This window comes from Lentibacter algarum, assembly GCF_040580765.1.
GTDB classification, from domain to species: Bacteria; Pseudomonadota; Alphaproteobacteria; order Rhodobacterales; family Rhodobacteraceae; genus Lentibacter; species Lentibacter algarum.
Genome location: NZ_CP158687.1, coordinates 2,352,234 through 2,375,445, shown reverse-complemented (window position 1 = coordinate 2,375,445; position 23,212 = coordinate 2,352,234). Strand labels below are relative to the sequence as shown.

The following is a 23,212-nucleotide window of genomic DNA, read 5'->3' as shown; positions in this document are numbered from 1 at the left end:
GCGGCAAGTGGACTTGTAATCGTTTCAATCTAACCTAAATGAGAGTCATTCGCAACTGGAGAGCGCATCATGGCCAAACTCACCCGTCGTGGTTTTATCGGAACGACACTCGCTGCAGGTGCGGTGCGCGCCGTGCCGACTGTCGCCAGTAAAACGGGCAGTCGCCGTATCCTGACGCTGGTCTATGACAAATCCCTCGGCATGATGCGCGCGGTCGAGAAGATTGTGCCTTTACGTTAAGCTTTTTTGGCGGGCGAAGGCGCGCTAGGCTTCTTCCAAAGAGGAGTTTTGCTGATGCCCCGCGTTACCACCGAGATCAAAGATCATATCGCTCATGTCACGCTGACCCGTGCTGATAAAATGAACGGGGTTGATATCGAGATGGCGGAGGCCCTCGTTGCTGCAGGGCAGGCGCTTCTTACAGATCAAAGCATCCGCGCGGTTGTCCTTGCGGGCGAGGGGCGCGCTTTTTGCGCGGGGCTTGATGTTCAGAGCTTCGCCGTTTTGGCCGCAGGTGACCCCGAGGCACGGATCATGCCGCGCGAATTCGGCAACACCAACCTGTTTCAAGAGCTCTGCATGGTCTGGAGGCGTATTCCTGTGCCTGTGATCGCGGCGCTTCACGGTGCGGTTTATGGTGCTGGGTTCCAACTCGCGCTTGGGGCGGATATTCGGATTGCGCACCCTGATGCGAAACTGGCGGTGATGGAAATGAAATGGGGCCTCGTCCCCGACATGGGCGGTATGGTCCTCATGCCGGCACTTGCGCGCTCGGATGTGATCCGCAAAATGACCTATACCGCCGAGCCGGTGAGTGCGACGCAAGCACTTGAGTGGGGCCTTGTGACGGAACTGTCCGAAGCTCCGCTTGAAGCAGCGCAAACGCTCGCGGCGACGATCGCCTCCAAAAGTCCGTCTGCCATCCGCGCGGCCAAACGGCTCATCGGGCTGGCCGAAAGCGGGGTCTCTGAAGACGAAGTGCTCTTGGCGGAAAGCCGTGAGCAAACAGACCTCATCGGCAAGCCCGAGCAGATGGAAGTGATCGCAGCAAATATGCAAAACCGCGCGCCGAAATTCTAGGGCTATGAGGCCGGAGCGCGCGCTCGATTAAGTTAATTTCTGTTAACGAAATCACGATTCAGGCGGTGCACGGGTTGTGTACGGGTTGTGCACGCTTTTCACCCCCCTGTTTTCGGGCGTAAAAAACTGCGTTAACCATGCGGTACGATGCTTTTACTGTCGCGTCTTTGCGTGCGGTTTTGACCCTTGGGTTTTGCCTGCGCATTGGGTAGACGGTGAGGCAACAGAAAACCCCAAGAAGGGCAGACACTCATGGCGATGGAAAAGACATTTAACGCAAGCGAAGCCGAGCCGCGCCTCACCGCAATGTGGGAAGAGGCCGGTGCCTTCCGCGCAGGCGCGAACCGCTCGCGCGACGAGAGCTTCACAATCATGATCCCACCACCGAATGTGACTGGGGCTTTGCACGTCGGCCACGCCTTCAACAATACCTTGCAAGACATCCTGATCCGTTGGCACAGAATGCGCGGCTTTGACACGCTCTGGCAGCCAGGTCAGGATCATGCAGGCATTGCCACGCAGATGCAGGTTGAGAAAATGTTGGCCTCGACAGGCCAGCCCTCGCGCGGCGAGCTTGGGCGTCAGAAATTCCTCGAAAAAGTCTGGGAATGGAAGGGGCAGTACGGTGGGACGATTGTCGATCAGTTGAAGCGCCTTGGCTGCTCATGTGATTGGAATCGAAATGCTTTTACCATGGCAGGTGCAGAGGGTGACCCGCGCATTGGCCACGAGAATTCGCCGAATTTCCACGACGCTGTGATCAAGGTTTTTGTTGAAATGTATGAGCAAGGTCTCATCTATCGCGGCAAGCGGCTGGTCAACTGGGACCCGCATTTTGAAACAGCGATCTCCGACCTTGAGGTCGAAAATCTCGAGGTTGCTGGTCACATGTGGCACTTCAAATACCCGCTCGCGAACGGAGCGACATATACCTACGTCGAGAAAGACGAAGAGGGCAATGTGACCCTCTCGGAAGAGCGCGATTACATCTCGATCGCCACCACTCGCCCCGAGACAATGCTGGGTGACGGGGCCGTGGCAGTGCACCCTGATGACGCACGCTATGCGCCTATCATAGGCCAGCTCTGCGAGATTCCCGTAGGGCCAAAAGAGCATCGCCGCCTCATTCCGATCATCACAGATGAATACCCTGACATGGCCTTTGGGTCGGGTGCTGTGAAGATCACTGGCGCGCACGACTTCAACGACTATGAAGTCGCCAAGCGCGCGGGCATTCCACTCTATCGCCTGATGGACACCAAAGGCGCGATGCGTTCTGACGGAGCCAGCTATGACGAGGCAGCGACCGTGGCGATGTCTGTCTCTAAGGGTCTGCAAACGCTCACTATTTCTGAGGCTGATGCGCTTAACCTCGTGCCCGAAGAGCTGCGTGGGCTAGACCGTTTTGCGGCGCGTAAGGCTGTTGTAGAGCAAATCACGGCCGAGGGTTTGGCCGTGATGGTGTCTGAAGCGTTTGAAGATGAAGATGGCGAGCCCCAAACCCGGCTTGTCCCCCATGTCGAGAACAAACCCATCATGCAGCCTTTTGGCGATCGCTCCAAAGTGGTGATCGAGCCGATGCTGACGGATCAATGGTTTGTCGATGCTGAGAAAGTTGTCGGTCCTGCGCTGGATGCTGTGCGCGATGGCGAGATCAAGATCATGCCTGAAAGTGGTGAGAAAACATATTATCACTGGCTGGAAAATATCGAGCCTTGGTGCATCTCCCGTCAGCTCTGGTGGGGGCATCAGATCCCAGTTTGGTTTGACATATTTGGCAACCAGTTTTGTGCCTCGACTCAAGCTGAAGCTATAGAAAATGCGAAGAAATTCTACGAGGGGTGGGTTCCTGGCGCTGAGGTGAAGGTAGTTGTTTCGGACAAAGGGAACGCAAAAGTTGAACAGGGGTCGCAGGCAAAGAGTTATGCGGAACTAAACCAGCTGACAGCTATGTCTATGGGCAACGAGATCAATAAGGTTAACATTGCTCTTTACCGCGACCCTGATGTTCTCGACACGTGGTTCTCTTCTGGACTCTGGCCGATTGGTACACTTGGCTGGCCCGAAGACACCGACGAGATGAAGCGCTACTTCCCGACAGATGTGCTTGTCACGGGCGCGGATATTCTGTTCTTCTGGGTGGCACGGATGATCATGATGCAAAAAGCTGTGGTCAACGAGATCCCATTTCACACCGTCTATCTGCATCAGCTCGTCCGCGACGAGAAGGGCAAGAAGATGTCCAAGACCACGGGCAACGTGATCGACCCGCTTGAAATTGTTGACGAATTCGGCGCCGATGCGCTGCGCTTCACCAATGCGCAGATGGCGGCGCTGGGGGGTGTTCTCAAGCTTTCAAAACAAAAGATCACCGGCTATCGCAACTTCACAACCAAGCTCTGGAACGCAGCGCGCTTTGCCGAAATGAACGAGGCTGTTGGCTCTGACGGGGCCGTGCCAGAGGCCAGCGCGACTGTGAACAAATGGATCATCGGTGAGACCGCCAAAGTGCGGGAAACAGTTGATGCGGCACTTGAGGCCTATCGTTTCAATGATGCGGCCAATGCGCTTTATGCCTTTGTCTGGGGCAAAGTCTGCGACTGGTATGTCGAATTCTCCAAACCGCTGCTGCTCGATGGGGACGCTGTCACAAAAGCTGAAACACAGGCCGTAATGGCTTGGGTGATTGATCAATGTGTTGTCCTGTTGCACCCGATCATGCCGTTTATCACTGAAGAACTCTGGGGCACGTTGGGAGAGCGTCAAAAGATTCTCGCGCATACCGATTGGCCAACCTACGGGAGCGAGCTTGTCGATGCGGCGGCGGATGCCGAAATGAACTGGGTTATTGGTCTTATCGAAGAAATCCGCTCTGTGCGTGCGCAGATGCATGTGCCTGCTGGTCTGAAAGTGCCCGTTGTCGTTCGCAATATGAGCGAGGAGGCGAAGGCTGCCTATGATGGCAATGAAGCCCTGATCAAGAAGCTCGCTCGGATGGATGAATTGCATGTCGTGGCAGAGTTCCCGAAAGGCACAGCTGCGCTCAGTGTGACAGGCGCCGAGTTTGGCCTTCCTCTTGCGGACATCATTGATGTTGATGAGGAGAAAGCGCGTCTCGAAAAGAGCCTTGGAAAGCTTGCTAAAGAAATCGGCGGGATGCGCGGACGGCTTGGAAACCCCAAGTTTGTTGCAAGTGCTCCTGACGAAGTTGTCGAGGAAACGCGTGCCAATCTGGCCGAGCGTGAAGAGGAAGAGGGGCTGATGAAGGCTGCTCTCAAACGCTTGGCAGAAATCTAATGTCGAATTTTCACGTTGTGATGATCTGACCGGTGCAGGGGCTTTGCCCCTGCACCCACAGCATATTTACCGAAATCAAAAAGCGAAATCGCTCTTAGCTGCGGTCTATCTTTGTGCTGAGATGAATGAGGCTTTCGGAGCTACGGACGCCCTTTGCGGCGCCAATGTCATCCAGAGTGTCATCCAATGCTTCTGTTGTTGGGGCGCTCAGAAGAGCGATCAAATCCCATCGGCCAGAGGTTGTATGCACTTGCTCGACACCTGATAGCGCTTTGAGACGGGCAAGCACAGCTGGTCCTGAACGCGGCTCTATCGATATGAGCACAGTCGCACGCAAGGCCGCGCGTCCTTTTGCACCGCGGCGGATCGTATAGCCAGCAATAGCACCTGTGGTTTCCAGCCGTTCGATGCGGGTCTGAACAGTCGTGCGTGCAAGTCCGAGCCGGCGTGCCAAGGTGGCCACAGGCGTGCGAGCATTTTCTGCAAGCAGAGCTACAAGCTTTGCGTCAACTTCGTCACTTTTCATAAATTTACGTCACTTTGACAATATTATTTGGCAATATATCAGAATTGCCGCATGAAAACGATCAATTTTCGCGCAAAACTTAAAAGAAAAGCGAGGCAGAGCGATGTTTGACCGTGGCGTATTTGAGACTCCAGAAGAGCACATTGGGCTAAAGCGGCCTGAAGCGCCTGTCATGTATTTTGCGCCAAGGGTTTTGCGCGAGCAAGCTGATAGGTTTTGCCGTGGTTTTCGGGGCCAGGTCACCTTTGCCGTGAAGGCCAACCCCGCACCCGAAGTTTTGGAGAACCTTGTCGCCGCTGGATTGAGCGGATTTGATGTGGCCAGCCCCGAAGAGATCGCTCAGGTGCGGGCGGCCTTTGCAACAGCAGATTTGCATTACAACAACCCTGTGCGCTCACGCGCCGAAATTGCGGTGGGCAAAGCTGCCCGCGTTCGGTCTTGGTCGGTTGATGATCTTGCAGAGTTGGTCAAGCTTGGCACACCTCAACACGCCGCTGAGGAAGTTGCCGTGCGCTTTAAGCTGCCTGTTAAAGGCGCACATTATGATTTTGGTGCCAAGTTTGGTGCAACCCCTGCTGAGGCTGTTGTAATATTGCAAGCAGTGGCTGCGGCGGGCTATCGCCCCGCATTGACCTTTCATCCCGGAACACAGTGCGACAGTCCCGACGCTTGGGTGCAGTATATTCGGGCTGCCTCGTCAATCGCCCAGCAAGCTGGCGTTACACCCGAGCGGTTGAATGTTGGAGGTGGTTTTGCCTCGCATCGCAGCGGAATGGCCCCCGATCTTGAGGGTGTGTTTCAAGAGATTGATTTGGCAGTCAGACAGGCTTTTGAGCTACCTCCTGCGCTGGTTTGTGAGCCTGGACGCGCGATGGTTGCCGAGAGCTTTTCTCTTTTGGCCTGCGTAAAGGCCATCCGCGCTGACGGAACCGTTTTTCTCAACGACGGAATATACGGCGGCTTTGCCGAATGGCGCGACATATCGGCGACAGACCGTGTCAGCTGCTTGACAGCAAGGGGTGCGTTGAAAGAAGGAGGCGAGCGGCCACAAACTGTTTTTGGACCAACATGTGACAGTCTTGATTGTTTGCCCAAACCTGTAAGCCTTCCTGAAGGCTTGGAGGAAGGGGACTACCTCCTCTTTGCAGGCATGGGCGCATATTCTCTTGCCATTGCAACCCGCTTTAATGGATATGGCGTTCGCGACGTTATCACTGTCAAACGACTGTGATTTGCAAAACACCTCTCGGCATGATTGTGCCCTAAGCTTGCCAAAATTTGATGCTAGCGTCTGCGTAAGCAAGAGCTTCCCCTGTGCTCATGCCAGAGCGTAGGTGCATGTGTTTCGCGAGCGGAATTAAGTTTCATACCTCTCACGACACTGTGCTTGGGCAGTGAGTGAAGAATGCAGCAAAGTGGATGTGTAATAAAAGCAGAAGAGCTATGTCATTTAATCGAATGGGAAAACGCCTCTTTGGCCTGATCTGGCCAGATCAACGGCACGGTCAAACCGCTATGAAGCGGGTCCGTGGCCCTATGAGCCATGTGATTGTTCTGGATGGTACAATGTCGTCGCTTAAGCCGGGCTGCGAAACCAATGCTGGACTGACTTTCCGGCTTCTGAGCGAAACGGGCGGGCCAGTTTCGGTTTTCTATGAGGCTGGTGTTCAGTGGAACGATTGGCGCAGCACACATCATGTTTTAATGGGGCGCGGGGTCAACCGTCAGATTAAGCGCGCCTATGGCTATCTCGCGTCGCGCTATCGTGACGGCGATAAAATCTTTTTCTTTGGGTATTCGCGAGGCGCTTATGCTGTTCGCTCACTTGCTGGTGTGATCGATGCGGTGGGCCTTTTGCGTCCTGAGCACGCGACAGAGCGAAATGTTGAGCAAGCTTATCGGCTTTACCAACTGGGGGCAGGCAATGCCCAGAAGGCTGCGTTTCAAGCTCAGTTTTGCCATGAAAAGGCCGAGGTCGAGATGGTTGGTGTCTGGGATACAGTGAAGGCCTTAGGGCTTCGCCTGCCGCTATTGTGGCGCTGGTCGGAGAGCAATCACGCTTTTCACAATCACCAGCTGGGCTCGGCCATTCGCCATGGTTTTCAGGCGCTTGCCTTGCATGAGACCCGCTCTGTTTTTGAACCAGTGCTCTGGGAGTGTCCGCAAAACTGGCAGGGTCGCGTGGAACAAGTGTGGTTTCCAGGAACACATGGTGACATTGGTGGTCAGCTTGATGGTGATGCCGAAGCACGGCTCTTATCCAATATTCCGCTTGTGTGGATGCTCGAACGCGCCGAAAGTTGTGGGCTGCCCTTGCCACAAGGCTGGCGGGCGCGGTTTCCGCGTGACCCTGCGGCCAAATCTGTGGGGACATGGAAAAGCTGGGGTAAGCTCTTTCTACTGCGCGGACGTCGCCGTGTCGGGGCTGGAGCTTGTGAAAGCCTTCATGAAAGTGTTGATGCGAGGGCGATGGCTGCGGGCTGGGCTCCAAGTTTGCCACGCATCAAGGCGTCTAAGTTTGGGGCAAAAGCATTCGTGGCACGATAAACGCGGCAAGAGTTCCCTGTCCAAAGCGCAGGTCACGCCAGTTTGTTGTGTCGAAGCGCACGACCAAAACGGCCGCTGTTGGAAACAGCGAGAAAGCATCACTCTTTGGGGGTTTACTCAAAATAGCTTGCGCGAAAAAGGCGGCTCCCGGATTGTGTCCAAGCATCAAGACGCTCTTGCCCTTGGCTCTATTTTGCAAAAGCTGAAGCATTCTGTCTTCGCTCGCATGATAAAGGGGCTCTAAATAGTTTGTCTCTGTATCTAATTCGAGGTGATCAAGCGTTTCGCGTGTGCGCGTCGAAGTGGAACAGAGCGTCTGGTCTGGCTGATAGCCTTCCTCTTTCATCCATGTGCCGATGGCCTTAGCGCTGGCACGCCCGCGTCCGTTAAGCGGGCGGTCGTGATCCGACAAGCAAGGATCAGACCAGCTGGACTTTGCATGACGCATAACAATTAACTCAAGACTCACAAAAAGCTCCTCATGTGAAAGGCTGATTGTTCGGGAAGGCGGGCATAGGCTTGAGACACAGGACAGGCACGGCGTACGAGACAGCCCTGCGTTAGGCAGGTGTTGCCTTCAGGGTGGGCGATATGTGTTTTGCAGCGTTGCACATCGTATTCCATTTGCGCGTTGAGAGCCCCCACAGGGCAAGCGGTCAGGCAAGGCTTATCAGCACAGTTTCTGCAGGGGTTTGTACCGGGTGGCGGCAGGTCCAGGCGGCCCTGTAGACGCACAGCGCCACGATAGGACACCATTAAACCTGCACGCGCATGCACAAGCATGCCGACGGGCGATTGCCACGCTTGGCCCGTCTCCAAGGCCCAGTAGAGGAAGGGCGCATAGGGCGGCCCATCCGATGGAAACACGGGAGCACCGCCCCAATCCTCAGCCAGACGAGTGATAATACGGCGAGACCAGCGATCCAGCGGGTCAGGCTGACCGTCTTGATACTCCGCGGAGGCCGTGAAGTGGGCCCAGAACCCAGGTTCATGTGGACCAAGCAACACAAGTGTCTCCTCACGCTCATGAAACGCGCCAAAGATGGCGAGCGCCACTTGCTCTGGGGCAGGGGTCAGCGCTTCATGAAGGGCAACCATAGGCTCCAGCCAAGTTTGGAGGGGCGTGGATCTTGCCATTGAAGCCCGATTTTCATTTTGGTGTGTCCGTCCTTGGGCTGAGCAATATAGGTTCCAAAGATCCTATCCCATATTGAAAGCGAAAAGCCGTAATTGCTGTCATGTTCGGAGCGATGAACGGAGTGGTGTACGCGGTGCATATCTGGCGTGACAAGGACAAGCCGCACAGCTTTATCGAGCCAACGGGGCAGGGCGAGATTCGAATGATTGAACATGGCTGTGCCGTTGAGAATGATCTCAAACAGGATGATAGCGAGTGCAGCAGGGCCTACCAGATAGACGAGGCCGATCTTGAGAAGCATCGACAATGCAATTTCCACTGGATGAAAGCGAATGGCTGTCGTCACGTCGATTTCTGTATCCGCGTGATGAACACGGTGCAGGCGCCAAAGCAGAGGCACTTTATGTGTGATGAGGTGCTGTAGCCAAATCGCGAAATCAAAGAAGAGAATAGCCAGAACAAGCTCTAGCCCACTTGGCCAATCTAGCAGGTTGAAAAGCCCCCAACCGTTCTGCGCTGCATCAATAGCGGCGCCCACTGCCAAGAGTGGAAGGCCAAACGCCAGCAGGCGAAGAGCACCAGTATTTAGGAGCGAGAACCCCCAGTTTGTCCTCCAACGCGTCTTGCGTGGAACCTGTCGAGCGCGCCTTGGCAGATAGGCTTCTGCCGCTGCAAGAAGGGCAAACAGGCCGATAAAGATACTAAGGCGTATAAGAGCTTCATGTTCCATAGTTCGAATATGATCTCCCAATCGCGATGAAACAAGTCACTCTCTCGTCAGCCACGAATAAGTGTGCCCGCCCCATGGGATGTGTACAGCTCAAGCAAGCAGGCATTAGGCGCCCGCCCATCCAGAATGACAACGCCGCGCACTCCACCGTCAATCGCCAAAAGTGCGGTTTCGGTCTTAGGGATCATCCCGCCCGCTATTGTCCCATCGGCAATCATGTCGCGGATAGACTGTGAGGTGAGCTCGGTCAAAACGTCGCCAGACTTATTTTTCACGCCTTCGACATCTGTCAGTAGCAAAAGTCTGTCGGCCTTGAGAGCCGCAGCAATAGCACCTGCAGCGGTATCGCCGTTGACGTTGAAGGTTTCGCCATTATGGCCCGCCCCGATGGGTGCGATTACAGGAATGGTGCCCTTTTCGAAGAGGTCGCGTAGAATGCTTGCGTCCATCTTGTCTGGCGTACCAACAAAGCCAAGGTCTGGGTTCGTTTGCTTGCAAACCATCAGATTGGCATCTTTGCCCGACAATCCAACAGCCTTGCCACCCTGCCGATTGATGGCTTGGACGATACGTTTGCCCACAAGACCAGAGAGCACCATCTCGACCACTTCAACCGTTGCGGCGTCTGTTACGCGCTTGCCGTTCACAAACTCGCTTTTGATACCAAGAGCATCAAGCTTTTCGTTGATCATCGGTCCGCCGCCATGAACAATGACGGGATTTACCCCAACCATCTGCATCAGAACGATATCTCGGGCGAACTCGTCCATCGCCGCGTCATCACCCATTGCGTGGCCGCCGAATTTCACCACCACAATCGCGCCTGTGTAGCGCTGCAAATTGGGCAATGCTTGGTTCAATGTGCGGGCAGTGGCAATCCAGTCTCGGTTCATGTTCTGAGTCTTCATTTTTTGCGCCTTCATTCAGTTGCACAATTTGACCTTATTGCAGGCAAAGGCGCAAGCGGATGGTTGGGAACGCGGAAACGGGCCAGTGCTTTTGCCTGTGAGTGCTGTCTTACTCCAGCGAAGCAATCACAGCGCGTAGCGTCTCGATCCCGTCGCCTTTTTCACTTGAGGTCATAATGATCTCGGGAAAAGCGGCTGGATGCCTTGCAAGTGCTTTTCGTGTGGCCTCGATTGAGCGCTCGCGGTCTGCCTCTTTCACTTTGTCTGCTTTTGTCATCACGCACTGAAACGTCACAGCTGAACTGTCGAGTAGGCTCATGATTTCTTCGTCCACTGCCTTCGCACCATGGCGCGCATCGATTAAGACAAAGGCGCGCCGCAGGTTTTGCCGCCCTGAGAGGTATTGCTTGAGCAGTCGTTGCCAGCGCTCAACAATCGGAAGAGGGGCGTTGGCATAGCCGTATCCGGGAAGGTCGACGAGATAGTGGGTTTCTTCAAGGGTGAAGAAGTTAATCTCTTGTGTCCGCCCAGGCGTGTTTGAGGCTCGCGCCAGACCTTTGCGATTTGTCAGAGCATTGATCAGCGAGGACTTGCCAACATTGGATCGGCCAGCAAAGCACACTTCGAGCCGATCACCATCGGGAAGGCCAGACATGGCGACAACGCCTTTGACGAATTCGGCCCCGCCTCCAGCGAAGAGTTTGCGCCCTTTTTCGCGGGCAAAGTCATCAGGCACTTCGGCCAATGGGAAAGGAAGTTGCATTAGAGCACCTCTACTATATCGCCTAGGCGAATGTCGCCAGTTTCAATCACCTCGCCGTAGACGCCAAAATCCTGGTGTCCCCAGTTTTCGCGTAGAAGAGCGAGTGTGTCGGTATCGCGTTCGCCAGTCTTGGGCGACGCCATGGTATGTTTGCAGCGGACAACCCGCTCTTTAATCAAAATTCGGGCAGCGCCAATTTTGAGCGTCTTTCCCATCCAGTCAAATTCGTCCCAAGGCTCAAAACCGTCAAGCCAGATGTTTCCGCGCCAACGCTCTGGCTCAAGTTTGCGCCCAAGCTTTTGTTCAACCGCGCGATGTGATGCCGCATTCATAAGTGAAATTGAGGCAAATTCCGTATCAGTAAAACCGCGCGTCTTGCCGCGAACAACCCGAGCAGACTGTGCACGATCTTTTGGAATGAGCCCTCCTGCCCAAGCGACTAGCTTTTCGCCTTCTTGGTCTGGGTCAAACTCAAGCGTGCCCAGCTCGGGGTGAGTTAAGCGGATGCAACCGCTTGTTTCATTCACCACAGCATTGATTGCGGCGAGGCGTGGAGCTTTGGTGCCGATGGAAAAGTTCTGACAGGGAAGCCACTCTGAACCGTCTGCAGTCGAGCTGTCATGTGCAACCGCCCAAAGCCGATCCCAAGGCAGGGTTTCCCCTGCTGTGAGCGTCACCCGCTCAAGCGCTTCACGTCCGTGGCTCTTCACGGGGTGGCGCCAGAGCTGGGTAACTTTTGGGGTCATTCTGCGTCTTTCGACTTCCGCTTGAAGCTAGACAGAATATTTCCAAACACGTCGGGTTTGTAGCCGTGACTGCGCATGATCAGATATTGCTGTGTGAAAGTGATCGTGTTGTTGGCGATCCAGTAGATCACAAGACCCGAGGCAAAGCTTCCGAGCATGAACATGAAGACCCACGGCATCCAAGCAAAGATTTGTTGCTGAATAGGATCAGAGGGTGCCGGGTTCAGCTTTTGCTGAAGCCACATTGTGATCCCGAGAAGAAGTGGGAGCACACCAATGAAGATCAGTGCCAGAACAGAGCCCTGTTCAGGAGCATCCCAAGGGAGCAGGCCGTACAGGTTGAAGATTGTTGATGGGTCGGGAGCGGACAGGTCAGTCAACCAGCCGATCCAAGGCGCGTGCCGCAGTTCGAGCGTTACAAAAATGACCTTGTAGAGCGAGAAGAAAATCGGGATTTGCATCAGAATTGGCAAACAGCCTGCGGCGGGATTGACCTTTTCCTTTTTGTAGAGAGCCATCATTTCTTGTTGGACTTTTTGACGGTCGTCGCCTGCCTGCTCTTTGATCTTCTCCATTTGCGGCTGAAGCTCTTTCATCTTGGCCATAGAGGCGTAGGATTTGTAAGCCAGTGGGAAAAGAACAAGTTTGATGATGAAGGTCAGTCCGATGATCGCCCAGCCCATATTGCCGATGAGAGCGTGCAAGTAGTGCAGCAGCCAGAACATTGGCTTGGTGATGAAGAAGAACCAGCCCCAATCGATACTGTCGAGGAACTTGGGTACGCCGCTTTCGTTTTCGTAGTTGCGGATCGTTTCCCACTCTTTTGCACCTGCGAACAGGCGCGATGAAACGATAGCACTCTGGCCTGGGGCGAGCGTCTCAGTTTTGTGTTTGGCTGTGGTCTGGAAGATATTGCGTGTCGTGTCTTGGAAAGTGCTGATTTTTGCACCCGCCTGATCAACGATCAATGTGGTCATCCAGTAGTGATCTGTAAAGCCAGTCCAGCCCTTTTCACCAACTTCGAGCTCTTCGTGGGCACGCGCGGATTCAAAATCACCATAATCTGTTTCTGTAAGCTCTCCCGCGACGTGACGGATTGCGCCTTCATGCAAAATAAAGAAGTTTTTGAGATCGGCAGGCTCACCATGGCGCGCAATCGTACCGTAAGGTGCAAGGCTGATCGTATTTGTGCTGTTGTTTTGGGCAGATTGTTGAATGGCAAACATATAGTTTTCATCAAGGCTGATCTCACGGCGGAAGGTGAGACCCTGACCATTTTCCCAGGCGAGAACCACAGGCGTGCTTGGTGTCAGAATGTCACCGCTCTCCAGCGTCCAGATCGTGTTCGGACCCGGAACAAGATCGGGCGCGAGGCCGCCACCGGGTGCCCAACCGTAGAGCGCATAGTAGGCATTCTCGGCGCTTGTTGGCTTTAGCAAAGAAACAATATCGCTCTCAGCGTCAAGTGTCTGACGGTATTGCTTCAGCTTGAGCTCGTCAAAGCGCCCGCCCAAAAGCGAAATTGTGCCTTCAAGATGGCTGCTTTCAATTTTGATCCGCGGTGCATCTGCTGCAGTCTTGACCTCGGCGGCGACGACTGGTTCTGCACCGGACGCGGCCAAAGGCACGCTGGCTGTGTTGCCAGATACGGCCTCACTGGCTGGGGCCGTTGCTGCAAGGTCTTGCGGGCTTGGTTCGGGCGGCGGAAAGAAAACGCTCCATCCCAGAATGACAAGCATGCTAAGCGCAACAGCGAGAATGAGATTCTTGTTCTGATCGTCCATGAAGACCCGAGCCCTTTGCCTTTGAGAGTGTGGCAGGTTCAACAGAGTGAAGGGCCGAAGGTCAAGCGGTTATTGGTCCTTTGGGGCAAAAGGAAGCGGGAATCTTGCCTGAAGTGCTGTCAGGTCTTGCCTGAGCCAATGACTGGGCGTGGAGCCTTGATGCCATTAGGCTTCATCATCACGGTCTTTAAATGGCCGTTCCGCCTCGAATCTGCGGAAGAGTACCTAGTTTGGTGTTGTGTTGAGTGAGCCATGCAAGGGTGTCATCAAACGGCATAGGGCGAGCTATTGCAAAGCCTTGCACATGAGCACAGCCGAGTTGGCCAAGCATCGCATGTTCGCCTGATGTTTCGACGCCTTCGGCCAATGTTTCAAGCCCAAGGCGTTCCGCCATCGTCTGGATTGCAGAGACCATGCGCTGCTGTTCCTGATCTTTATCAACCCGACTGATGAAAGAGCGGTCTATCTTGATCCGCTCGATCGTAAAGCGACGTATCGGCGTGATAGAAGCATGTCCTGTGCCAAAATCGTCCAAGTCAATGCGACAACCTAGTTTTGCGAGTGCCGCAAGATTGCGAGCCGCAGCATCCTCAGGTGAGCCTGCTACGATGGTTTCAAGAACTTCAATTGTCAGTCGGTCGGGTGATAAAACAAACCTGTCCAGGTCCCATCGGATTTTTTCCGCCAGCTTCGGATTGCGCAGCTCCTCGGCCGTAAAATTTACGGCAACGCATGGCACATAAAAACCTGCGCGGTCCCAAGTTTTTAGGGCAGTCAAAGCGCCATACAGTACGACTTCCCCCAAGCGTTCCATTTGACCAGTGTCTTGCAGAGCTGGGAGGAAATCTGCGGGTGCCACTGTCCCTCGCTTCGGGTGATGCCAGCGGGCAAGCGCTTCAAACCCCGTCACACGGCCTGTATCTGTGGAAATTTGCGGCTGAAACCAAGGTGAAATTTCACCATTGTCGAGAGCAAAGAAAGCCTCACGCATCAAAGCCTCTCGCTTCATGCTGGTTTCGCCCATTTCAGCGCTGTAAGCGCGAATGGAAGAGGGGTTGTTCCGTGTCGCTTCGTTCAACGCGGTTTCGCTGGCCCTCATCCAAGCCGATGCCGTGCCCTCGGGGCTGCGCGTACTCAAACAAAAACCGACGGCAGCGCTCACAAAAAGAGCCTGCATATTCACTGAAACGGGTTCTTCTGCTGCTGACTGTAGCCGCGAGGAAAGTTGAACTGCACTTTCCAGCTCAAATTGTGGCACAGGCGCGATCAAGATGGCAAACCGCGCCCCACCAAGCCAATAAACGGTGTCATGTTCCCGAAGCAGAGCGCGGAACCTTTCCCCCAACCTCTCCAAAAGTGCGCCTGTGGCCTCTTGACCATAGCGTTGAACAAGCGCTTCAAACTCTTCGAGTTGAATAAAAAACAGGGCAGATTTTCGTCCCGCTTCGCTGCATGAAATGATCATTTCTTCCGCATCATTTTCGAGTTGGTCGATCATCGGAAGGCCCGTTGTCGCGTCGACTTCTCGCGTCTTGGCCGCGTGTGCTTCATTCAGAGTGCCTGTCAAGAGATACAAGATCGGCAGTCCAAGTGCGACCATGACAAGTGCATGCTCGCCAGCAATCCAAAAAGCGCTGAGCGCAATCGCGGGGACAAAGGCAAGCATGTGAGCCCCTAAGAGCCAGCTGCTCAGCCGCTTCGAACTTGTTCTTATTGCATCCCTACGGTGCAGCGCCATCGTTACAATCCTCAAACTCGTTTGGGGAAAGCTAGCGCTATTATATCAACAGGCCCTTAACGGAAGAGGGGCGGCAGCTCGTTTTCTAAAGCGCTATCAGGCTCTGATCGTGAAAGAGCTTTGAAATCAAACAATTCTGGATCCAGTAGATGGCTAGGGCGCGTGTTCATCAGTGCTCGAAACATCACTTGGCGTCGGCCAGGGCTATTCTTCTCCCAACCATCAAGGATCTGTTTCACTTGCTGGCGCTGCAGGCCGTCCTGACTTCCGCAGAGGTCGCAGGGAATGATCGGATAATTCAAATCACGCGCGAACTTTTCGCAATCTACTTCTGCCACGTGCGCGAGCGGACGATAAACAAACAAATCGCCCTCTTCGTTCACGAGTTTCGGCGGCATTGTTGCAAGTCGCCCGCCGTGAAAGAGGTTCATGAAAAACGTTTCCAGAATATCGTCACGATGATGCCCAAGCACAACAGCAGTGCAGCCCTCTTCGCGCGCAATGCGGTAAAGATTGCCGCGGCGCAAGCGCGAGCACAGGGCACAAAAGGTCCGTCCTTGAGGAACTTTATCCATTACGATCGAATATGTGTCCTGATACTCGATACGATGGGCGACCTCACGTTCTTGCAGAAACTTTGGCAAAACGGTTGCGGGGAATCCCGGTTGCCCTTGATCAAGATTGCAGGCCAGAAGCTCAACAGGCAGCAGGCCACGCCACTTTAGCTCATGCAATACTGCGAGCAGCGTATAGCTGTCCTTCCCGCCAGACAGGCAGACAAGCCATTTGCCGCCTGGTTCGATCATACCATACTGCTCAATTGCCTCGCGAGTCTGGCTCACGATGCGTTTTCGCAGCTTTTTAAACTCGGTGCTTTTAGGAGCGCCGTTAAAGAGCGGGTGAATATCTTCGGCTTTGTCTAACATGGCGTTGCCATTAGCTTGTCCTCAAAGGCAGGGCAACTAAATCCGCCCCATCTCGCGCAAACGGTCATGCAAAAGAGGCGCGCGCATATCGCCCGCCTCCAGTGCAAACACAAATGCATGTGTGAGAAAGAAGGACCGCTCTATCATGTCATTGGACTGATCCGCCGCCTCTGTGTAAAGTGCGATCAGGCCTTTACGGTCATCCTTTTCATGCGCAGACAGAAGTCGCGTCTGAAGCTCACTCATTCCGCCGCCAGTTGTTGACGATGCGATGTGACCTGATTGGCGACCCAATCGTGGAAGCAATGCGTCGGTCCGTCCATCGCTGGAGAGAAGCGTCCGCCGTCAAATCCGCGACCGTAACGGCCCTTCTGCATGCCTTCGACAACGAAAATGTCCTCAATGAAGACTGTTTTCCACTGCGTTGCGTTCTTTGCACGCAGGGCTTCGTCCACTTTAGGCTCCGCATAAAACAAGTGCACATGCTCGACAGTTTTATCGACCGCTTTGGGCTCGAGGATAATCGCAAAGGCATGGTCGCGTTGCACGCCAAGCAAAACATTGGGATAGACCGTAATGTACTCGCCGCCAGTGTCCCATTTGTCTGAGAGGTTTGGGAAGTCAGGAAAAGTTTCGCCTTCTTGTCCCGTCAACTGACGGTACACCAAAGTGCCTTGGCCTGAGTAGCGGCCGTATTCTTCGATGTTGTAGTGATCTTCGAGGCGAGAATAGCTGTTCAGCCCAGGATGAACCCATGGCAGGTGATAGCTCTCACAATAGTTTTCAACAGCGAGCTTCCAGTTGGTGTTTACATCCAGCTCAAACTTGCTGTCTTCACCGCCATGATAGAGCGGCACGTCAAATTCTTTCCAGCGCTCCAGAAGCTCAGCATGAATTTCCTCAAATGGAGCGGCATTGCCTGAAGCGTTGACATAAACAACACCGAGCCAAATGTAACTCGGCACCTCATACAGTCCAAGTTCGCTGCGCGGCATATCCTTGTGGGTGTTCATCCCTGGCCCGCCCACATGCGGCGTTGCCACAAGATCGCCTTTCGTTGAATAGCACCAAGAATGGTAAGGGCATCGGATTGCGCCTTCGATCTTCTTGGGCTCGGAGACAAGGATCATACCGCGATGACGGCAGGTGTTTTGAAAGACCCGTACATCTCCGTCTTTGTCTCTGATGAGAAGCAGCGGCATGTCCAGAAACTCGATCGGCTTCGCATCGCCATTTTCAGGAACATCAGCCGCGACCGCAATACCTGACCAGTTGTTGTAGAGAACGGCATCGCGCTCTTCCAGAAAGATGCGCTCGTCTACATAGTGATCATTAGGCAAGCCATTGGCCGTGGCCACAGGGCGCATTACGCCAGAAACATCTGTTGTCATCGCAAGTCTTCCTCCATGTTTCCCCTCTCCTATGCGGGCTTCGCCGCAAAAACTTTCCTCACCGCGACACTGTTTTTCTCACGGCGACCCATCTGGCGCTTTTTCATCGGCTCTGATGCGGTATCGGCAAGTGCTCGGCAGCAGACTCAGATGACTAGATGTGGCCGGTTTAGGATGATCGTTTTTGCAGCGTCAGCTATGTGGAGCGCTTGGGTCTTTCGCTTGGTGCGGTCAGGCGTACTTTCGAAAAGCAATAAGGGTCGCTTCAGGCAAACTAAAAACAAACGAGAGGGTCCCAAAGCGCTCTTGAGAAAGCTGGCCAAGCTCCCTCATACTGTGCTCATCGTGTTCGGGAGGGCTTCAATGAATATCGACAAAAAGATCACTGATGATCTGGTAGCCAATGACATTTCGTTTGTGACAACTGTGCCGTGCAAGCAGTTGGCAGGGGTGATTGATGAGATAGAAAATCATGACCAAATTTTTCATATTCCGTCCAACAAAGAAGACGAGGGCATGGGGCTCTGTGCGGGTGCCTGGATGGGCGGTAAGCGCCCGGCAATTATCATGCAAAATACAGCGATCGGTGTGACGATCAACACACTGGCAACCCTCATCCAGTATTACCGGATGCCACTTCCGATGCTGATCAGCTATCGCGGTGAATTGCGCGAGCCTGTGGCCTGCCAAGTTGAAATGGCGGTGCACACTAAGGCGCTTTTGGCGCAGATGAATATACCTACCTATCACTTCCACAAACAGTCAGATGTCGAAGAACTCGACATGATCCTGAAATACACCTTCATGTGCAACAAACCCGTGGCCATCCTGACCGATGCCAACTTCTGGGGAGGCTATGGCGACCAATGATCCGTTCTGAAATTCTGAAAGAAATTGCCCCGATCCTGCGTGACCAGCTGGTTGTCTGTAACATCGGTATCCCAAGCCAAGAGTTACATGCAATCGATGACCAACCGACCAACTTCTACATGCTTGGCACTATGGGTTTGGCCTCAAGCATCGGTCTTGGCCTCGCTCTTGCACAACCTAAGCCTGTAATCGTGATCGACGGTGATGGGTCTATTCTCACCAACATGGGAACTTTGCCGACCATCGCCAACAATATTGCCAACAACTACATCCTGATGATCATCGACAATGGTTCTTATGGCTCTACCGGCGATCAACCGACCTATACAGGAAAGAAAACCTCGCTTGCCAAAGTGGCCGAGGCCTGCGGTTGCGAGCGCGTGATCGAGTGCCGCGATGTAGACACAGGCCGCGTGCTGCAAGAGGCACTGGACAGTGGCGAAATGACGGTGATGGTCGTGAAATGCGACAGCGGCAACGCCAAGATGCCCGTGATTACAATGGACCCAGTCATAATCCGCGACCGCTTTATGAAAGCCGTCGCGGCAGAGTGAATAGGGGCGGCGGGGCTTATCCCTCGCCGCCTTGCCGCCAAAAGAGAGACTCGATCGTGTAAACTAAAATCGCCATGCCTACGGCCCCGCCTGCAGCCACCGCAAGCAGAACGATGACATCAATCGGTCCGCCAATGTCGGCAAATCCCGATCGTGTCATGCCCTGAACAAACAGCACAGCGGCAATCGCTCCGAAAGGCATCGAAAGCTGTGCCCAGAGAAATTTTTTCCAGCTTACAGCGCGGTCACGGATCAGCACAAAGAGATAGAGCGCCGTCACGATCAATGCCGCGACAACCATGGCCCAGAAAAGCCCGCGTCCGAAGATTTCCTCAAAGACGGCAATCAGCGTAGTAAATGTAAGATCTTGCATAGCGTTCTCCTCAAGCCTTGCCGCGCAGCATGGCGTTATATGTGGCTTTCAAGGCAACTTCTTTCATCAGCCAGCTGATCCACAGTTCTTCAAGCGGGGCGATAATGCCGGGAAAGCTGGGCGTTAAGTTGTTGTTGTAATCAAACTCAACCAGCATCGCGCGGCCCACTTGGGTGATCAGGGGGCAGGAGGTATAGCCGTTGTAGGCCGCATCTGTCGTGTCGCCCGCAATCTGCGCGACAAGGTGTTCCTCGACCACAGGCACTTGCCACTTCACGCTGGCAGCCGTCTTGCCCTTGGGCACGCCCGCCACATCGCCAAGCGCGAAAACCTCTGGGTAGCGCAGGTGGCGCAAACTGGCCTTGTCCACTTCCATCCAGCCTTCGCCAACCCACTTATCTGCCCAGCTCAGACCCGACTGGCGCACCACGTCAGGTGCGCGCTGGGGGGGGATGATGTGGATGTAATCATAGTCACGCTCCACAGAGCCTTCGGGCGTATCAAACCGTGCGCGCTTTGAGCCCGCATCAATACCTGTTAAAACATGAGAATAGTCAGGGGTGATCCCTCTGTCGCCAAACAGCATCCGCACCTTCTCGGAGACAATAGGTACGCCAAACAAGCTGTTGTTGTTGGCCATGTAGTGGACGTCCATCTTGCCACGCGAGCCAGCCTTTCGGGCCAGATCGTCAATCAGGAAGGTGTGCTTGAGGGGAGCGCCCGCACACTTCATCTCGGTGGCTGGGCGCGTAAAAAGTCCAACGCCGCCGTCTTCCGTGAATTTAGAGGCTGCCTGCCAAGTTTTTGCGGCATAATCAGGCCCAGCATAGAGTGCGCCAATGCCGTCTTGGCCCACCATATCCAAACTAAACCCTTCGATTGCGTCGTGATCAAGAGAAAGTCCTGTTGCAACGATCAGATAATCATAGCTGAGCACTTCTCCCCCAGCGAGCGCGACTTTACGAGCTTCGGGGTCAATATTGGCGGCCCAATCCTGTTTCAATGTTACATCCGAAGGCAGCCAGTCTGTTGTTTGGGTCACAGAGTAGCTGGCCGGTTTGAGCCCTGCTGCAATCAACGAGAACCCCGGCTGATACCAATGTTCGCGGCGCCCATCGACAAGCGTGATCGTGGCCCCGTCAAGCCGCTCGATCAAACGGTTTGCAAGTGCTGCTCCTGCTGCACCAGCGCCAAGAATGAGTATGTTTGCATTGGTCTTTACCTGTCGTGGGGCTGCTTTGCCTGCGCCCGCCAACCCAAATGCGCCAGCGCCCAAAGCCAAGCCCAAAAAGCCCCGCCGTGATGGCGTGCCAAACGTATCCGTCATAAGTATCCCTCCACTTTACATCGAGACAATGGAATGTGTTCACGTGGGATGCGTTGATATAGGTCAAGAATATGGTTGCGGAGAGTGCGCTTTGATCCGCTTTCTCGATGCCAACCAGCTTCAGTTTAGAATGAGTGCCGCTTTGTCCGGCAAATAATCTTGTCTGACGTCAGCCCCTGCTGGACAGATCTGAGCATTTGAACAACGGAGGATTTCTGGTTCATCTTATCGATTAGGAGATCGAGATGACAAAGAAGCCTACCACATCGAAAGATGCCGCCGACAAGGTGGTTAAGAACATCCGCCGCAAGACACGGCAAACCTATTCAGCGGAGGAGAAGATCCGCATTGTTTTGGCAGGTCTGCGTGGCGAGGAAAGTATTTCTGTGTTGTGCCGTCGTGAGGGGATCGCTGAGAGCCTGTATTATAGCTGGTCTAAGGAATTCCTTGAGGCAGGCAAGCGACGTCTGTCTGGGGACACTGCGCGTCAGGCGACGTCGCCAGAAGTGAAGGAGCTGCGTTCAGAGTCGCTGGCATTGAAAGAGTGCGTGGCGGATCTGACTCTTGAAAACCGGCTGCTCAAAAAAAGCATGACAGGAAATGGGGGATACGAGGAATGAGGTATCCAGCATCCGAGAAGCTTGAGATCATCCGCACCGTCGAAGGCTCACACCTGCCAGTCAAACAGACGCTTGATATGCTGTGCATTCCGCGCAGCACATTTTATCGATGGTACGATCTTTATCTCGATGGTGGTCTGGACGCGTTGGCGGATCATTCGCCGCGTCCCAAGTCTGTCTGGAACCGTATCCCAGACGTCAGGCGCGATGATTTGATCGAGTTTGCATTGGAGCACGAGGCGTTGTCGACACGCGAGCTTGCCGTCAAATACACGGATGAGAAGCGGTATTTTGTCTCTGAATCATCAGCTTACCGCATTCTAAAAGCAGCTGACCTGATCACTGCGCCTGATTATGTGGTGATCAAGGCTGCTGACGAGTTCACAGACAAAACCACAGCTATCAACGAGATGTGGCAGACTGATTTTACCTACTTTAAGATCATCGGCTGGGGCTGGTATTATCTGAGCACAATCCTGGACGATTACAGCCGCTACATCATTGCATGGAAACTCTGCACAAATATGCGTGCTGAGGACGTAACAGACACGATCGAGCTGGCATTGGCTGCATCCGGTTGTGATCAAGCCACTGTTCGGCACAAGCCGCGCCTGCTCAGCGATAACGGCTCCTGCTACATCTCTGGCGATCTGGCTGAGTGGCTGGAAGGGCAAAGAATGGATCACGTTCGCGGAGCACCGCTCCACCCGCAAACGCAAGGTAAGATCGAGCGCTGGCACCAGACCATGAAGAACCGTGTTCTGCTGGAAAACTATTACCTGCCCGGCGATCTCGAGCGTCAGATCGGGGCTTTTGTCGAGTATTACAACAACCAGCGCTACCACGAGAGCCTGAACAACGTCACACCCGCTGACGTCTACTTCGGGCGCGATAAAGCCATTTTGAGGGAAAGGGAGAAGATCAAAAGCCAAACAATCCGCCAACGCCGCTTGCAACATCAAAAACAAGCAGCATAATCAATCACACGAACGAACCAGAGCCTCCTGTGCTCAAGCCGATCTGATGTCCAACTTTATATGACGACGGACAGATGATGATATCGTCATCTATCTTGCGAAATCGCTTAAAGATTTTTCCAAGCATGGGAGCTAGGTCTTTCAAAAGTTTACAGTTTTAGGTGCAAAGCGACAGCTGCCTACAATATGAAATAGGTGTGTAACGGTATTTAGGATTTTTGCAACAACGGTTCAGGCTGACCATTTGCCTCACATGATTTCATGTGGGATGAAGCAGGACAGCGCTGTTCTTGGATGGTTGTGAGGAAGTGGCGCACCAAATATGCCTCCTGCAGCTCGTGCGACAGGGCATTCAACGCATTCTTTGCCAACAAAAGAACATGCCCCGCGAGCAGAACTCGCAGGGCATAGTTACAGCTAGACAACTCAGAGGTATACCTGCGTGATTTCAGAAATGCTCAATCATGTAGTTGAGCTCCTTTAAACGCGTGTATGCTCGGGTGCTATTAAAGCATACCTTCGCGCTGAGCTTTTTTGCGAGCAAGTTTGCGCTGACGGCTGATTGCTTCTTTTTTCTCACGAGCTTTACGCACTGATGGCTTTTCGAAATGCTCTTTGAGTCTCATCTCACGAAACACGCCCTCGCGCTGTAGTTTTTTCTTAAGCGCACGTAGAGCTTGATCGACATTGTTGTCGCGAACACTGACTTCCATTTGATTTCTGCCATAGTTGGAAAATGATTGCAGTGTCCTTGCCGTAAATTTTCAATTAGATCAAATGAAATCTTTGATTGGACGTATGTGGCGATACTTTCTCCAAGTCTGTTTCCCCGCGTCGAGACACCCAGAAACTTGGTTGAGAGGACTGGTTAGGGCTTTTGCGCTAAGTCCATTGTGGCGTGACACCGATCTCGTGGA

The 23,212-nt window shown here is 53.8% G+C and carries 23 protein-coding genes; 8 read left to right on the top strand and 15 right to left on the bottom strand.

Annotated features, from left to right (window positions below):
* Positions 1 to 69 precede the first annotated feature (69 nt).
* The 3 genes from DSM117340_RS11750 (at position 70) to DSM117340_RS11740 (ending at position 4,377) form a co-directional block, all read left to right on the top strand.
* Entirely contained in the window at positions 70 to 240 is a 171-nt protein-coding gene (locus DSM117340_RS11750; RefSeq protein WP_089891752.1) for a Tat pathway signal protein, read from the top strand.
* A 54-nt stretch (positions 241 to 294) separates the two neighbouring features.
* The gene (locus DSM117340_RS11745) at positions 295 to 1,080 is read left to right on the top strand and encodes a crotonase/enoyl-CoA hydratase family protein (protein ID WP_349379417.1); all 786 of its coding nucleotides are present in this window, start codon (positions 295 to 297) and stop codon (positions 1,078 to 1,080) included.
* A 252-nt stretch (positions 1,081 to 1,332) separates the two neighbouring features.
* Positions 1,333 to 4,377 carry a valine--tRNA ligase gene (locus tag DSM117340_RS11740; RefSeq protein WP_349379418.1) on the top strand — a complete coding sequence of 1,015 codons (3,045 nt, stop codon included), beginning with the start codon at positions 1,333 to 1,335 and terminating at the stop codon, positions 4,375 to 4,377.
* Positions 4,378 to 4,471: 94 nt separating this feature from the next.
* On the opposite strand, the gene DSM117340_RS11735 is transcribed toward DSM117340_RS11740, so the two are convergent.
* Positions 4,472 to 4,903 (bottom strand): Lrp/AsnC family transcriptional regulator, encoded by a 432-nt coding sequence (locus DSM117340_RS11735; RefSeq protein ID WP_089891742.1) that lies wholly within the window; start codon positions 4,901 to 4,903, stop codon positions 4,472 to 4,474.
* A 103-nt stretch (positions 4,904 to 5,006) separates the two neighbouring features.
* Here DSM117340_RS11735 and DSM117340_RS11730 point away from each other — a divergent pair, with 103 nt between their 5' ends.
* Positions 5,007 to 6,134, top strand: a complete 1,128-nt coding sequence (locus DSM117340_RS11730) for a type III PLP-dependent enzyme (RefSeq protein WP_354689658.1) — start codon at positions 5,007 to 5,009, stop codon at positions 6,132 to 6,134.
* A 212-nt stretch (positions 6,135 to 6,346) separates the two neighbouring features.
* Positions 6,347 to 7,450: a DUF2235 domain-containing protein gene (locus tag DSM117340_RS11725; RefSeq protein ID WP_273486316.1), complete on the top strand. Its 1,104-nt coding sequence runs from the start codon at positions 6,347 to 6,349 to the stop codon at positions 7,448 to 7,450.
* Here the strand turns inward: DSM117340_RS11725 and DSM117340_RS11720 are convergent.
* From DSM117340_RS11720 to DSM117340_RS11670, 11 genes are all read right to left on the bottom strand, one after another.
* Complete coding sequence (locus DSM117340_RS11720; RefSeq protein ID WP_349379419.1) at positions 7,416 to 7,919, bottom strand: histidine phosphatase family protein; 504 nt, start codon at positions 7,917 to 7,919, stop codon at positions 7,416 to 7,418. The two genes, DSM117340_RS11725 and DSM117340_RS11720, sit on opposite strands and share 35 nt — an antisense overlap.
* Entirely contained in the window at positions 7,916 to 8,548 is a 633-nt protein-coding gene (locus DSM117340_RS11715) for a ferredoxin (RefSeq protein WP_354689657.1), read from the bottom strand. The genes DSM117340_RS11720 and DSM117340_RS11715 overlap by 4 nt, the downstream gene beginning before the upstream one ends.
* Positions 8,524 to 9,318 (bottom strand): sterol desaturase family protein, encoded by a 795-nt coding sequence (locus DSM117340_RS11710; RefSeq protein WP_349379420.1) that lies wholly within the window; start codon positions 9,316 to 9,318, stop codon positions 8,524 to 8,526. The genes DSM117340_RS11715 and DSM117340_RS11710 overlap by 25 nt, the downstream gene beginning before the upstream one ends.
* A gap of 47 nt (positions 9,319 to 9,365) precedes the next feature.
* Positions 9,366 to 10,226 (bottom strand): acetylglutamate kinase, encoded by an 861-nt coding sequence (argB, locus tag DSM117340_RS11705; RefSeq protein WP_177170680.1) that lies wholly within the window; start codon positions 10,224 to 10,226, stop codon positions 9,366 to 9,368.
* Positions 10,227 to 10,335: 109 nt separating this feature from the next.
* Positions 10,336 to 10,989, bottom strand: a complete 654-nt coding sequence (yihA, locus tag DSM117340_RS11700; protein WP_089891726.1) for a ribosome biogenesis GTP-binding protein YihA/YsxC — start codon at positions 10,987 to 10,989, stop codon at positions 10,336 to 10,338.
* The gene (locus DSM117340_RS11695) at positions 10,989 to 11,735 is read right to left on the bottom strand and encodes an MOSC N-terminal beta barrel domain-containing protein (RefSeq protein WP_349379421.1); all 747 of its coding nucleotides are present in this window, start codon (positions 11,733 to 11,735) and stop codon (positions 10,989 to 10,991) included. Before DSM117340_RS11695 ends, yihA begins: the two co-directional genes overlap by 1 nt.
* Positions 11,732 to 13,519, bottom strand: a complete 1,788-nt coding sequence (gene yidC, locus DSM117340_RS11690; RefSeq protein ID WP_349379422.1) for a membrane protein insertase YidC — start codon at positions 13,517 to 13,519, stop codon at positions 11,732 to 11,734. Before yidC ends, DSM117340_RS11695 begins: the two co-directional genes overlap by 4 nt.
* 187 nt (positions 13,520 to 13,706) lie before the next feature.
* Entirely contained in the window at positions 13,707 to 15,185 is a 1,479-nt protein-coding gene (locus DSM117340_RS11685) for a GGDEF domain-containing phosphodiesterase (RefSeq protein ID WP_354689656.1), read from the bottom strand.
* A 128-nt stretch (positions 15,186 to 15,313) separates the two neighbouring features.
* Positions 15,314 to 16,183 (bottom strand): tRNA 2-thiocytidine(32) synthetase TtcA, encoded by an 870-nt coding sequence (gene ttcA / locus DSM117340_RS11680; protein ID WP_089891715.1) that lies wholly within the window; start codon positions 16,181 to 16,183, stop codon positions 15,314 to 15,316.
* Between the two features lie 36 nt (positions 16,184 to 16,219).
* Positions 16,220 to 16,429 carry a hypothetical protein gene (locus tag DSM117340_RS11675; RefSeq protein ID WP_089891711.1) on the bottom strand — a complete coding sequence of 70 codons (210 nt, stop codon included), beginning with the start codon at positions 16,427 to 16,429 and terminating at the stop codon, positions 16,220 to 16,222.
* Positions 16,426 to 17,574, bottom strand: coding sequence for an aromatic ring-hydroxylating dioxygenase subunit alpha (locus tag DSM117340_RS11670; protein ID WP_354689655.1), 1,149 nt, complete (start codon positions 17,572 to 17,574; stop codon positions 16,426 to 16,428). Before DSM117340_RS11670 ends, DSM117340_RS11675 begins: the two co-directional genes overlap by 4 nt.
* A gap of 363 nt (positions 17,575 to 17,937) precedes the next feature.
* Between DSM117340_RS11670 and comD the strand changes: the two genes are divergently transcribed.
* Complete coding sequence (comD, locus tag DSM117340_RS11665) at positions 17,938 to 18,444, top strand: sulfopyruvate decarboxylase subunit alpha (RefSeq protein ID WP_089891706.1); 507 nt, start codon at positions 17,938 to 17,940, stop codon at positions 18,442 to 18,444.
* On the top strand, positions 18,441 to 18,998 hold the full coding sequence (comE, locus tag DSM117340_RS11660) for a sulfopyruvate decarboxylase subunit beta (RefSeq protein ID WP_273498932.1): 558 nt from the start codon (positions 18,441 to 18,443) through the stop codon (positions 18,996 to 18,998). Before comD ends, comE begins: the two co-directional genes overlap by 4 nt.
* A gap of 16 nt (positions 18,999 to 19,014) precedes the next feature.
* Here the strand turns inward: comE and DSM117340_RS11655 are convergent, their stop codons facing one another.
* Positions 19,015 to 19,371, bottom strand: a complete 357-nt coding sequence (locus tag DSM117340_RS11655) for a DUF5368 domain-containing protein (protein WP_271437273.1) — start codon at positions 19,369 to 19,371, stop codon at positions 19,015 to 19,017.
* A gap of 10 nt (positions 19,372 to 19,381) precedes the next feature.
* Positions 19,382 to 20,698 (bottom strand): FAD/NAD(P)-binding oxidoreductase, encoded by a 1,317-nt coding sequence (locus tag DSM117340_RS11650; protein WP_349379426.1) that lies wholly within the window; start codon positions 20,696 to 20,698, stop codon positions 19,382 to 19,384.
* A 245-nt stretch (positions 20,699 to 20,943) separates the two neighbouring features.
* Here DSM117340_RS11650 and DSM117340_RS11645 point away from each other — a divergent pair.
* Positions 20,944 to 22,295, top strand: a protein-coding gene (locus DSM117340_RS11645) for an IS3 family transposase (protein WP_089894336.1) whose coding sequence is annotated in 2 segments (ribosomal slippage) — positions 20,944 to 21,280 and positions 21,280 to 22,295 — 1,353 coding nt in all. Because the reading frame shifts where the segments join, the coding sequence is not laid out codon by codon here.
* A gap of 506 nt (positions 22,296 to 22,801) precedes the next feature.
* Here the strand turns inward: DSM117340_RS11645 and rpsU are convergent.
* On the bottom strand, positions 22,802 to 23,008 hold the full coding sequence (rpsU, locus tag DSM117340_RS11640; protein ID WP_089894445.1) for a 30S ribosomal protein S21: 207 nt from the start codon (positions 23,006 to 23,008) through the stop codon (positions 22,802 to 22,804).
* Between the last annotated feature and the right edge of the window lie 204 nt (positions 23,009 to 23,212).

Excerpts from the sequence above, each read along its gene's own strand:
- DSM117340_RS11750 (WP_089891752.1), top strand. The coding sequence starts at position 70 with ATGGCCAAACTCACCCGTCGTGGTTTTATCGGAACGACACTCGCTGCA.
- DSM117340_RS11745 (WP_349379417.1), top strand. The coding sequence starts at position 295 with ATGCCCCGCGTTACCACCGAGATCAAAGATCATATCGCTCATGTCACG.
- DSM117340_RS11740 (WP_349379418.1), top strand. The coding sequence starts at position 1,333 with ATGGCGATGGAAAAGACATTTAACGCAAGCGAAGCCGAGCCGCGCCTC.
- DSM117340_RS11735 (WP_089891742.1), bottom strand. The coding sequence starts at position 4,903 with ATGAAAAGTGACGAAGTTGACGCAAAGCTTGTAGCTCTGCTTGCAGAA.
- DSM117340_RS11730 (WP_354689658.1), top strand. The coding sequence starts at position 5,007 with ATGTTTGACCGTGGCGTATTTGAGACTCCAGAAGAGCACATTGGGCTA.
- DSM117340_RS11725 (WP_273486316.1), top strand. The coding sequence starts at position 6,347 with ATGTCATTTAATCGAATGGGAAAACGCCTCTTTGGCCTGATCTGGCCA.
- DSM117340_RS11715 (WP_354689657.1), bottom strand. The coding sequence starts at position 8,548 with ATGGTTGCCCTTCATGAAGCGCTGACCCCTGCCCCAGAGCAAGTGGCG.
- DSM117340_RS11710 (WP_349379420.1), bottom strand. The coding sequence starts at position 9,318 with ATGGAACATGAAGCTCTTATACGCCTTAGTATCTTTATCGGCCTGTTT.
- argB (WP_177170680.1), bottom strand. The coding sequence starts at position 10,226 with ATGAAGACTCAGAACATGAACCGAGACTGGATTGCCACTGCCCGCACA.
- yihA (WP_089891726.1), bottom strand. The coding sequence starts at position 10,989 with ATGCAACTTCCTTTCCCATTGGCCGAAGTGCCTGATGACTTTGCCCGC.
- DSM117340_RS11695 (WP_349379421.1), bottom strand. The coding sequence starts at position 11,735 with ATGACCCCAAAAGTTACCCAGCTCTGGCGCCACCCCGTGAAGAGCCAC.
- yidC (WP_349379422.1), bottom strand. The coding sequence starts at position 13,519 with ATGGACGATCAGAACAAGAATCTCATTCTCGCTGTTGCGCTTAGCATG.
- DSM117340_RS11685 (WP_354689656.1), bottom strand. The coding sequence starts at position 15,185 with ATGCTTGCCTTTGTCCCCGCGATTGCGCTCAGCGCTTTTTGGATTGCT.
- ttcA (WP_089891715.1), bottom strand. The coding sequence starts at position 16,183 with ATGTTAGACAAAGCCGAAGATATTCACCCGCTCTTTAACGGCGCTCCT.
- DSM117340_RS11675 (WP_089891711.1), bottom strand. The coding sequence starts at position 16,429 with ATGAGTGAGCTTCAGACGCGACTTCTGTCTGCGCATGAAAAGGATGAC.
- DSM117340_RS11670 (WP_354689655.1), bottom strand. The coding sequence starts at position 17,574 with ATGACAACAGATGTTTCTGGCGTAATGCGCCCTGTGGCCACGGCCAAT.
- comD (WP_089891706.1), top strand. The coding sequence starts at position 17,938 with ATGAATATCGACAAAAAGATCACTGATGATCTGGTAGCCAATGACATT.
- comE (WP_273498932.1), top strand. The coding sequence starts at position 18,441 with ATGATCCGTTCTGAAATTCTGAAAGAAATTGCCCCGATCCTGCGTGAC.
- DSM117340_RS11655 (WP_271437273.1), bottom strand. The coding sequence starts at position 19,371 with ATGCAAGATCTTACATTTACTACGCTGATTGCCGTCTTTGAGGAAATC.
- DSM117340_RS11650 (WP_349379426.1), bottom strand. The coding sequence starts at position 20,698 with ATGACGGATACGTTTGGCACGCCATCACGGCGGGGCTTTTTGGGCTTG.
- rpsU (WP_089894445.1), bottom strand. The coding sequence starts at position 23,008 with ATGGAAGTCAGTGTTCGCGACAACAATGTCGATCAAGCTCTACGTGCG.